This is a genomic window from Butyricimonas muris (assembly GCF_046365375.1).
Taxonomy (GTDB): Bacteria; Bacteroidota; Bacteroidia; order Bacteroidales; family Marinifilaceae; genus Butyricimonas; species Butyricimonas muris.
In genome coordinates this window covers 237,950-250,364 of record NZ_JBKEIT010000004.1, presented here as the reverse complement: position 1 = coordinate 250,364, position 12,415 = coordinate 237,950, and the positions used below count along the sequence as shown (strand labels likewise).

8 protein-coding genes are annotated in these 12,415 nt (G+C 42.9%); all 8 read right to left on the bottom strand.

From position 1 onward, the window contains the following. Window positions 1-11: 11 nt before the first annotated feature. Window positions 12-938 carry an ABC transporter ATP-binding protein gene (locus tag ACK8P8_RS08830; protein WP_410025773.1) on the bottom strand — a complete coding sequence of 309 codons (927 nt, stop codon included), beginning with the start codon at window positions 936-938 and terminating at the stop codon, window positions 12-14. A gap of 22 nt (window positions 939-960) precedes the next feature. Beyond that, complete coding sequence (locus ACK8P8_RS08825; protein ID WP_255302096.1) at window positions 961-3,255, bottom strand: Gldg family protein; 2,295 nt, start codon at window positions 3,253-3,255, stop codon at window positions 961-963. Between the two features lie 21 nt (window positions 3,256-3,276). Beyond that, the gene (locus ACK8P8_RS08820) at window positions 3,277-4,203 is read right to left on the bottom strand and encodes an ABC transporter ATP-binding protein (protein WP_227216820.1); all 927 of its coding nucleotides are present in this window, start codon (window positions 4,201-4,203) and stop codon (window positions 3,277-3,279) included. 95 nt (window positions 4,204-4,298) lie between these two features. Continuing rightward, window positions 4,299-5,252: a hypothetical protein gene (locus tag ACK8P8_RS08815; RefSeq protein WP_099294136.1), complete on the bottom strand. Its 954-nt coding sequence runs from the start codon at window positions 5,250-5,252 to the stop codon at window positions 4,299-4,301. 16 nt (window positions 5,253-5,268) lie between these two features. Further along, window positions 5,269-6,777, bottom strand: coding sequence for a RagB/SusD family nutrient uptake outer membrane protein (locus ACK8P8_RS08810; protein WP_227216711.1), 1,509 nt, complete (start codon window positions 6,775-6,777; stop codon window positions 5,269-5,271). A 16-nt stretch (window positions 6,778-6,793) separates the two neighbouring features. After that, window positions 6,794-10,276, bottom strand: a complete 3,483-nt coding sequence (locus tag ACK8P8_RS08805) for a SusC/RagA family TonB-linked outer membrane protein (protein WP_227216712.1) — start codon at window positions 10,274-10,276, stop codon at window positions 6,794-6,796. A 155-nt stretch (window positions 10,277-10,431) separates the two neighbouring features. Next, on the bottom strand, window positions 10,432-11,586 hold the full coding sequence (locus ACK8P8_RS08800; protein ID WP_292271418.1) for a FecR family protein: 1,155 nt from the start codon (window positions 11,584-11,586) through the stop codon (window positions 10,432-10,434). An 83-nt stretch (window positions 11,587-11,669) separates the two neighbouring features. Further along, on the bottom strand, window positions 11,670-12,245 hold the full coding sequence (locus ACK8P8_RS08795; protein WP_099294140.1) for an RNA polymerase sigma factor: 576 nt from the start codon (window positions 12,243-12,245) through the stop codon (window positions 11,670-11,672). Window positions 12,246-12,415: the final 170 nt, after the last annotated feature.

Sequence of the window (12,415 nt, the reverse complement as noted above, 5' to 3'; positions counted from 1 at the left end):
GACATTTTAATTTATTGAACACTTTGGGACAATTCAGCAAAAATTCTCTCTAAAGAACTCTTCTCCAACCGGATTTCAGTCATCGCCCAATGTTGGGTTGCACTCCGTGCAATCAATCGGTCCATCACCTCCTGAGCTTGGGTAAAATAAATTCTGAAAGAAGCACTCCCTATTTCTTCCACCTCTTTCACCCCTTCAATCTCTAACAACTCGCTTACCGAGGGTGCATTTCTAAGGGTAACTAAAAGTGTATCAGGCTCGATATAATTATCAAACTCCTCTACGGTACCGGAAAAAACTAACTTCCCCTGTCCAATCATCAAAATATGATCACAAATAGCTTGTATCTCTTTCAAGATATGAGTGGAAAGAATCACCGTACAATCTTTAGCGATCGTCTTGATCAAATTTCTGATTTCAAGTATTTGATTGGGATCCAGTCCATTCGTCGGTTCATCAAATATCACCAAAGCCGGTTTATGAACAAGAGCTTGAGCAATGCTCACGCGTTGCTGGTATCCCCCGGAAAGATTTTTAATCAACCGATTCCGGAAATGCGTAATATCACACAAGGCCAACACCCGTTCCACGGCTTCCTTCACCTTCCTTTGCGGTATATGCCGCAAATCGGCAGCGTAAGATAAATACTCTTCCACCGTTATGTCATTATACAAAGGAGGTTGTTGAGGCATGAAACCGATATGCTTTTTAGCCTCTATCGGATGTTCACGCATATTCACGCCATTAATGAACACGTCCCCCTTGGTCTGGCGCAATACTCCACATAATATATTCATTAAAGTAGACTTGCCCGCCCCATTGGAACCCAACATCCCGTATATCCCGTTGCGGGGTATCTCGAAACTAATATCATTAACAGCCCATTGCACGGTATAACGATGAGAAACATGTTCTACTTTTACAATACAATCTTCCATAACACCTTAATATTAAACTAATTTACCTGCTTTTTCTTCTCACCCACATGAAAATACCTCCCAACACCACGAGCACGGGAATACCCCAACGGATACCCCAACGAATCACTGAATACCCTCTTACCGACAAACATACGCTGTTATCCTTTGCTCTCGGACGGCGAACATCTATCGGGGCTTTATTGTAAGACATCCAGTAACAACCTCCCAATAACAAATACGTGTTATTATTAGATACGCCTCTCTTGGCTGTAAACTCGTTGTTGGCAAACACATCCGCATCACCGGATATAATTATTCTTTGCTCTTTTCCGGCGACCATTCTCGTCAACCCGACAACTGTCGAAAACTCTTTCGAAATCTCCCCTATTGAAGGATTAAAACGAATAGTATCATCCACGAAGTCGGTCGTTTCAAGTTCCGTCCAACAAGGAGTGAGCGTATCGGTCTGCAAGATCGGAAACATATCATACCCTTTATCCTCGACTTGCTCCACTCCCGCAGCCGTGGGCATAACCTGATTTGAACGGTTCAAATAATACATTTTCCTTTTAGCCTCCCCGGTCGGCAAACAGAAAAGTACATTAGACGGTAATGCTTTATTCCGAATATCATTCTGTGCTAACATCGGGGTTAATTCCACGCCGAACAATTTCCGCAACATCGGGTTCTGCATTTCCCTCCGCCGGGGTTCTCCCAAAAAGAACAAATTCCCACCCCGATCCAGATAAGCCTGCAAAACAGCTTCCTCCGTTTCGGAAAAAACATCTCTCGGATCCGCGATAATCATTATATCAACATCTTCCGGCACCTCCCGCTCCAAGGTAATCTCCATGACATCAAACCCTTGATTCCAAACGGACAACTGCACTTTCCTGTTACTGGCAATAAACTGATAGCCATAAGGAGTCCTGTCATACATCCCTCGCTCCGTGTGCCCCGTAACAAATCCGATTTTAGGCAAAGGCATCACCATTCGTTTGAAAGCCACCGTGATTTCCGCTTCCGTCGGTTGTCGGGAAATACCTTCATTATAAGTCCGCAACCAGTCTTTTTGCCCGTTATCCCGGACAATCTGACGGATAAACGTGTATCCCTCTTCTGACAGGTCAACCATTTGATCAATCTCCTCCCTCGTCTTTAAACGATTGCTATCCAAGTCATACTGTTCACAAATCCGAATCGCTTTCGCCCGGGTGACCGTACCGTCACGATCTTCTTTCCTTTTATCCTCATCCGGCTCTGCATAATAATAAACCGTTTTCAATTTAATATCCGGCTTGAACCGGGTATAATTACGGAAATAACGTATATTCTCCATAATAAAATCCGGATATTTATATTCCCAATAACTTGGGTCCAGAATATTCACGTACGCGGTAATCGTCATCCCCCCTTTCACTTCTTTCACCACCTCTTGACTGGCGGGCGTCAACGTATTTTCTTTCGTACTGGTAGCATCGTAATACACGGTCAACGCCGGCTGCGACGAGCCATACGCCACGAGCGCGACAATCCCCAGCACTATCGCGTTTTTACCCAAGGTAATCACGAAACGCTGCTTTTGCCGAATCGCGTTTAACCGAATTACCGCCAGAGCCAGAAATGTGGCACTAACAACAGGAAAATAAAGTAAATCCTCACTACACAACATGCCGTTCAAAAATGTATCGGCACGCCCGTTAATCGACAACCAGTAAGTAATCTCCCGAACAAAATCATATTGCTGACCGAATCTACCGATCATACTCAATAACATCAATACCATAAACGTACCGACAGCCGCGATAATCTGGTAAGAAGTCAAACTCGATACGAACAAACCGACAGCCAAATAAGTACATGTCAACAGGAACAATCCTAACAAACCGCTCCACACCAGACCTCCTTCAAAATTTTCAATCGTTCCCCACCCTATTAAGGCATATAGCACCAGTACCCCCATCATGATCATCCCGTAAAAAACCAACGCGAAATATTTCCCGAGTATGATCTGTGTGCTACTGATCGGAGAGGAATACAACAACCGGATAGAACCACTGTTAAACTCCTTACTTACAATCCCCATTGTCAATAAAGGAATATAAAAATACAGAAAACCCTGCACGTAATACCATATCCCGTTCTGGTTCACGAAAAGAGATTTCGTGGCATCCCACACGCCCCCGTACTCTTTCATGGAATACATGAGATAATCAAACATATAGATATACTGCATCCCGCTCTGCACGGCAAAACACAACAACAAAAGCCACGCTATCGGTGAAAAGAAAAGCATTCGTAATTCAGCCCGTGCTATTTTATATATAATACCCATAATTTTCTTCTTTAATTTTGACTAACGTTTCTTTTTAGACAATTCGGCAAAAACATGATCAAGAGAAATTTTCTCCAACCTCATCTCACACATATGCCAACAATTAGCGGCAGCCTCTTCCACGAGATGCTCCATCACCTCGTTAGCATCGGAAAAACGTATCCGGTAACGATTCTTTTCCACGTGTTCCACCTGCAACACTCCCGGTATATGCTTCAATTTATCCCCGGGTATTTCCTCCGTGAAATCTACATATATCGTGCTGGGAAGAATATAATTATCAAAATCATTCACGCTACCGGTAAACACGACCTGTCCCGCGTCAATCATAAAAATATAATCACAAATAGCCTGCACCTCCGACAATATATGGGTTGAAAGGATGACCGTATGTTCCTCCGCGATTCCTTTAATCAATCGACGGATATCCAGTATCTGGTTCGGGTCCAATCCATTGGTAGGTTCATCAAAAATAACGATATCCGGCTTATGAATAATCGCCTGCGCTATTCCCACGCGTTGCTGATACCCTCCGGAAAGATTCTTGATCAACCGTTTCCGGAAATGAGATATAGCACATAACCCCATAACATCGGACACGGCCTCTTTCACTTCCCTATCGGGAACACATCGCAACTCGGCGGCATGAGTCAAATACTCCTCCACGGTTAATTCATCATACAAAGGCGGTTTCTGGGGTAAAAAACCGATATGACATTTTACCCCCGTGGGATCTCTCGTTATATCCGTTCCTTTGACCAGCACAACGCCTTCCGTGGGTTTTATCACACCACATATAATATTCATGATAGTAGACTTTCCGGCACCGTTGGAACCCAACAAACCGTATATCCCCTTTTGAGTAATCTCAAAATTAACATCCCGCACCGCCCACTGGACATCATAACGATGCGACAAATGTTCCACTTTTATTATAGCATCTTCCAACATACATAAAAATTTACATACAACACTCTCTAAATGTTATCCCGACGGACAACCGCCCTCCGGGATAACACGATCATTTAAACAAAAACACTCGTCTAATCCAGAACCGGATACTGCAATTTACCCGTATCGATCCCCAAACTTTTCAAATAACGTATCACGATTTCATATTTCCTCCCGCACAGCCCGTTCACGTCCCGCTCCTCTGGATTCAAAGCTCCTACCCACGAAGGCCGCGAATCTCCGTCCAAACTTTTATCCGGAGAATTTTTCAAAGTTGCCATATTATAAGCGGCCAACTTTATATACGAGGCAAAATCTGCCTTTTGAGATTCCTCCTCATCCCCATCCACCAACACATCCATGATATACCCTTGTTCAAAAAGATCATCTCCCCTAAGATATTCGTACCAATAATCCGATACTTCAAAAAATTCCTCGGGAGCGGTAAGTACTCCTTTCACTCCCAAATATTCCAAGAAAGTTGCATTCAACGAAGTTTGCAAATCACACTTATCATCCATCGTCATCTCCTCCATCTGCTTGCTTGCTCCGTTTACCGCTATAAAATCATAGCCCCGATATGTCCATATAGCTGTCGAATCATACCCAGGAAGCCAAGCCCCAGCAACCGGATCATAGGTTACGGCATATTTCGTTTCGTACAAATCTCGACACAACAACATCTTCAACGGGAAATGCTTCAACAATTCATCAGGATAAATCTCCATAAAGACCTTTCCGAGCAAATCAACCTGTTTACCGACATAATCCGGATCTCCCGGACGTCCTAAACATTTCCCTTTCCAAACATCCAGATTAGGATTATCCCATATCGTATTATTCCAATAAATATCTCTGTCCGTAAATACATACAACGGGTAAAAACCGTACTTATTATGCCATTCGTGCAAAATCTCATCATAATCATGCCCAACTCCCAATGCGTACGTCAACTCCTGCTTATCATCTACCACAATATCGTCTTCATCATAACATCCTATAACGGACAACCATACTAATCCTAAAAAAATATACTTCATTTTCATAACATATCTTCATTCATTAATATTGATTCTGTTTCAATGTAGGACATCTATCAATCTCCTTACGGGGTATCGGCAACAAATAACGCTTATCCTCCTTCATTAAGGTGTAAGTAGTCCCTTCACCTGTGGTATTATCCACGAAAACATGCTTGATTTCCGGCATTCCCTGACGTTTCAAATCAAACCAACGGTGATTACCTTCGCCACACAATTCCCTCCGACGCTCTCTCCAACAAAAACTCAACAACTCTTCCGCACTCGCAAAATCAGACATTTTCTTCTCAACATATCCCTCGTAAAAACGATTATACCGTAAAGTATTCAAATCTTCCAATGCTTTCTCTGCATCGCTCGTGTTACCAGATTTCAAATACTTCTGACAATACGCTTCAGCGCGGCTAATATACATCTCTCCCGTACGAATACCACCATTATACGCTAACGATGACATACGACCTTTATCCACCCACGTACACATTGAACGCATTCCACCAGAGGGCCATACCTTCATATTCCCTCCCTTTAAATAAGCATTTAGGTTATTTTTCCAATCCCCGCGTATATCTACTACTCCTCTATCCACATCTTGCTGGAATACAGCGATCAAATCATTCGATGGAGTATACGGTGCTACATCTCCCCATGTATTATAACTATTCTCCGCATCCCAAGACATTCCCCACAAAATCTCTGTGGGACAAACATCTACATAAACCGAGAAAGAAGACCACGGGTTTACTTGTTGCTTACTCAAATTCAATAATTCCGGTCTCATTTTCAACACCTTATTAGCATACCTCACCACGTTATCCCAATCTCCCATATATACGTACATTCTAGTCAGCAAAGCGTATCCCGCCGCAGCATTCAAACGATTAAAATAAAACTCCATAGTATTTTCCTCCATCAACTGAATCCCCTTTAACAAGTCCTTCTCTATTTGCTCGTACACCTCCGCTACCGTATTACGCGTGAACAACTCTTCCGTCACCCCGGAAATCAACTTCAATGGCACACCTAAATTTTCCACCGGATCACCGTAATTATAAGCCCACCCGAAACAATTCACCAAAAACATATAATAATACCCCCTCAACACGTGAGCTTCACCAATAATATGCTCCCGTTTCCTCTCATCCCCCTGCATATTAGGCATATATTCAATAACCAAATTACACCCTTTTATACGCTCGTAAGGAATCTTCCAGAAACTCAAATCTTCATAACCACAAGATTCGTCAAACATATCTCTTTCCCAGCGGAAACGAGGAGCCAAATCCTTCTTTCGTTGATCCTTACTATCAATAACGGCATTATTCATCATATCATCCGAGAAAATATCCGTACCGTAATTGAATAACAAACCATCAGCCTTTGAAAAATAAGCGTCCCCCAGTAAAATTTTCTCCATATCCGTCACGGTAGAAGGACGCACTTCATCCTGACTCTTCTCTTCCAAAAAACCATCACACCCACTTAAAAACAGTGAGACAAATCCCAATATCAGCAGTGTACTTATTTTCATACTCGTTATTATTAATTTAGAAACTTACACTAACACCCAAAGATACAGTTGTGGACAAAGGTTGACTTCCCAACGCCACTTCTGGATCTCGTCCCATAAAATCCTTACTCACAATCTCAAAAGGATTCGTAATCGAACAATTCACACTCAAATTTTGTAATATACTCGGCAACCTCTTGTTTGGCACCGTGTAAGACAGAGCGATATTACTACACTTCAAAAACCACGCATCCACCACGCGAGCTGTCGAGTAACCATACATTTCGTAAGGATAAAACTCCTTATCTCCAAACGTCATCTGTTTTGCACTAGTCACCTTGTCTGGTAACGAAGGTACACTTGTTTTCTTCTCATCTCCCGGTTGACGCCACCGTTTTATCCATTCTTTCGACATATTCTCGTATTCACTGGGTATACCATCATACGTAGAAGTCATAATCGGTGCCAAAAATTGTTGATTTCCCAAACTCAAGTAAAAACTCGTTGATAACGTAAATGTCTTGTAACTAACATTCAACGACAATCCGGCTGTAAAATCCGGTTCCATCTTACCGGCATAATCCATGTAAAGAGTAGCATCCCTCGAAGCATCTTCCAACTCTGCCCCTTCCATATCAAACAACGGTCCCCCATGCACCGGATCCAAACCAACAAAACGGAAAGCCCAAAAACTGGAAACAGGATACCCCTTTTGATTCAAATTTCCACTCACCGCCTCATCCCAAGCTCCAGTGGGATCAATCTTGGACTTCACCTCATTATACACTTTACCGGTAGTTAAACCAACCGATACCGTCAAATCCTTCGTCCTAACAGGAATAAAACTAACACCCAAATCCCATCCTGAATTTGTCATCTCACCTCCATTTATTGGACGTGCCTCTACTCCATTCACGTAAGGAACCTCCCGGTTTACAATCATATCTTTCGTTTTTTTCCTATAATAATCGAAGCTCCCGTGAATTTTATTGCTAAATAAACTGTAATCGATACCCAATGTCAAATTCTGCACCTTCTCCCATTTCAAATCAGGAGCTGGTAAATTCTCTACCGTCAAAACATATCCGTCCGAATCCGACACGTTAATCTTAGCAATTAAATCCGGACTTACGCTCGTGACAACATTTCCTTGCCAGCCATAAGAAAAACGAAATACCATGTCACTCAACAAATTCTGATGCTCCAAGAAATGCTCGCTACCTAAATTCCATCTGGCACCAACCGACCAAATCGGTAAATAACGGGTACTCTTATCCTGCCCGAACCGGTTCGACGCATCCATTCTCACACTAGCATTCAACGCATAACGATTGTCGTACATGTAACTCAACGTCCCGTAAAACGACATGTAATTCTCCTCCGTATCCTTAACCTTTGGGGCATTTCTTACCAAACTATTAGCTGTCCCATTTATCGTTATCGGGATATTCACGAACAACTTTCCCCGGCTATGCAAATAACCGTACTCCTTCTTTTCGAATCCATCTTGTTTCACGCTTCTCATCTCTTGTCCCGCAGCAACACTCACCGAATGCACCTTGTTAAACACTTTCGTGAAATCAATCTGGTTTCTCATCGTCCAATTCACATTCTTATTTTGCGTCGAATTCAACTCACCCCCATGAGGCAATCCCGATTGCTTGTACTTATCCGTACCTTCCGCATACTCCTCGAAATTATAACCCCTCAATTTGGAAATATAATGTGATTGCTCCGTGTACCACGAATTCCCCGTAGAGTTAGAAACACTGTAACCTAACGAAAAATTATAACTCAAACCATCGATAATAGCCCATCGCAAAGCTAAACTAGAATTAAACGTAGACAAAGCATTCTTATTTCCACTCTGCTCCAATTCATTCACAATATTATATAAAAATCTATCCCCTTCATGCTTATAATAAAAAAGACTTCCATCCTCGTTATAACATTTAATCGCCCGATTCGTCTTGCTAGCATAAGAATACGGGTCTTCCCCCACGAAAGCATTTGTTTCTGCATAACTGGCGCCTAATGCAAAATTAACAGACAAACAATCCCACATAATTGTTCCAGCCGAAATATTTGCCATATACTGAAGCTGGTCATTTCCTTTCGCCGTGTTATTCACATCACTAATCCCGATAGAAGCGTGATAAGTTGATTTATCCGAACCTCCGGATATACTCACCGTATGATTATGGCTAAAAGCATTACGGAACAAAATATCAAAATAATCCGTGTTATTCTTTTCCAATTCCTTGGCTCCCTTTGTAAACTCATCCAACGAAATCTGTTGTTTCTTGTAAGCGAGAGCCAAAGCGGTATAGCCAATATCATAATTTCCTCCATCCGCCAAAACCAATCCTTTCTCGTAAGCCTCTCTTGACACCGCCACTCGCTCTTGGGAATTCATCAATTCCAACCTGTTATAAGTCATCCGGGGAGTAACCGACATATTACCGGTATAACTTACAGACATCCGCCCCGCTTTTCCCTTCTTCGTGGAAATCACGATCACGCCGTTCGCCGCCTTCACGCCGTAAATAGCCGTTGACACGGCATCTTTCAGCACCGTGACCGTTTCAATATCATTCGGGTTCAACCAAGAAATCGCGCCTCCCACAAAGTTCCTGATCATATCCATGTTATCTTGATTCAGATTATTAAAATCATTCGACTTAAATGGCAGGGGATCTTCCTGAATAATACCGTCCACCACCCATACCGGCTCGGCATTCCCCAGCAAAGTGGAAGTACCCCTCACTCTCACCCGTTGCCGGGTTCCCGTCAAACCGCTTCTATTCATCACCATCATACCCGGCACCTTCCCTTGCAACGCCTGTTCCAACGTCTGCGAACCGTTCAACAACAAATCTTCCGCTTTCACCGTACTGATCGAGCCCGCTTGTGAACGCTTCTTCAACGTTTGGTACCCCGTGACAACAACCTCATCTATATTCTTGGCATCCTCCTTCAAGACAACATCAATCGTATCTCTCCCGTTATATTGCACCACCTTGGTTTCCATACCCACGAAAGAAAACACCAATGCCGCACTGCGCGTCGTGTCGAGCAAATATATCCTGTAAAACCCACGGGCATCCGTGGCTGTACCCACGTTCAACCCTTTCAGTTGCACGGTCACACCCGGCAGAGGATTCTTTACTTCATCCCGAACCACCCCGACCACAAACTTCTGCTTGGGTTGCTTCTTTTCCTCCGCTTTCTTGATAATAACCGTTCCCTCTTGGAAAACAAACACTAATCCCATCGGACTCAAAGTTTCCTGCAAAACAAGCCGTAACTCCTTATCCCTCGCGTACACGTTTACCCGGTCAATACTCTCTATCAGATTGGCATTATAAAGAAAATTTATTCCCGTCTGCTGCTGAACAGTTTTCAGGAACTCCTTTACGCTCACCTGCTCCAGTTCCAGCGTAACTTTCACATCTTGCGAGAAACTACTCGCGGACAATTTTACACTGAAAAAGAATATAAACAAAATCTTCCACTTCATAACATTCAAAATTTTTCGATGCCGACATAGCAATGGTTTTCGAATTGTTTGTTCGATACGTTTTTTTTCCATAAATTGCGAATTATTTAATTAGTAATAAAATTGCGGAAAGCAAGGAGATCAGTCCTAGGAAAACGAAATCTCCCCTTTCCGTTTTATTTTTTATACAACATTATATTCTTACCTTCTATTTTATAACTCAACTCTCCCGTACTTTCCAGCAATTTCAAGAAAGTATTGATCTTATCATATCGTTTTATATACCCCGTGAAAGGTAACGCACCCAATTCCGGTTGCACGAACACGACCTTAACCCCGTACCAACGCTCCAGATCACGCATGATCTCCTCCAAAGAACGACGGTCAAACACGTACGTCCCGTTCTTCCACCCCACGTACTCGTCCACATCCACTTCCCGTTTTCGAACCTCCCCCGTTACCGTGACAACAACCTGTTCTCCCGGTTCCAGTACAACACTGTCCCGTCCCCGGTAAAGCACCTTACCGGATACCAGCGTGGTCAACATACCTTCTTTTTCAAAAAAACGAACACCGAAAGAAGTCCCCAACACCCGGACATCCCCCTCGCTCGTGTGAACGATAAAAGGACTGCTCCCCGGTTTCACCTCAAAATAGGCCTCTCCCTCCAGCTCCACTCTCCGCTCGTCCCCCGTGAAATGAGTCGGGTATCTCAACCTTGTATCTGCATTCAACCACACTTTAGAACCATCCGCAAGCGTCACCATACTCTCCCCTCCCACGGGAACCATCAGCGTATTGTACACGGCCTCTTCCGGCTCCTCCCCGGCAGAATAAGCCAAAGCACCGTTATCATACTTGATCTGTGCCCCGTTCTTATCTTGAAATACTTTTTTATCACCCGTCACACGCACCGTATCCCCGGAACCCAAAAGCAAATAAGCCTTATTCCTCTCGGGAAATATATCCGGAACCGTGGCGAACAAATTCTGTTTTACATTCTTCTTCAAAGAAGGCAACCACGTGAACACCATATTTACCGCGAGAAGAATGGCTGCCGCCGAGACTCCTATAGCTACATATTGTCGTAATTTCCTGTATTTGCGTACTTTTCGAAGACGTTTGAATTCCGAAAATCCCCGTTGACAAGAAAACAAATCCCCGTTCCTCACACTTTCCCGTGCCAAATCACCCCGTTCGAGTTCTTCCCAAACATGTCGCAATTGCTCGTTTTCCAACAACCGTTCCAACTCCTCCCGTTCCCCCGGGGTTAAAATCCCGCCATACGATTTCCTAAACAGTTCAATAATATAACTAAATTCATTTTCCATACATACCTGTATTTCACATTTTGTCTATATAATGCATGGAAACGAATTTGGTACGCAAAAAAAAGTGACATTTTTTGATTATTCTAAAAATAAGATTCGAACAAAATAGCGTAAAGCAATGATATATAATAAGATTGCGACAATCTTTCCCGCAAATATTTAAAACTTCTATTCTTCTGCGATTTCACCGTGTGCACGCTAATATTCAATTTTTCCGCAATCTCGTTACCGGACATACCTTCCAAACTTAGCTTCAGAATCTTCTGCGCCTCTTTAGGTAACTCCTCTATATACACGTGCAATTGCCGAATCAACTCTTCCCGAATAGTCAATATAAAATCCGCCTCAGGCATAACAACCTCTTCCTGCTCCAAATTTTGCAGCAACTTCCGGTGAAGGTTCTTTGTCCGCAAATGACACATTGCATTCGTGTACACGGACTTATACACGTACCATGTAAATTCTTTCATGGTCGCGAATTTATTGTCAGATTCCCAAATTTTGACACATGTTTCTTGAACTACATCCTCGGCATCGGAAGGGATACGCAAAAATCTATTGGCATAAGAACATAACGCCACATAATAATCGGAATAAAAAGCCCTCCAGCCCTTATCTTCCCGCTGATTCAATTCCTGCAAATAATTCTTCTCGTGCATAGTACACACCAATTAATAATATCACAAATATAAGAAAAAACTATTACTCCGTCACAATATGTCATTTTCATACTTCAGCATCTCGTGTTTTTCCCCCGTGCAAAAATAAAATATCATCTCTCACGAAAACATCAAACCATATCCACATTTTTGCTTGTAACTTCTCAACA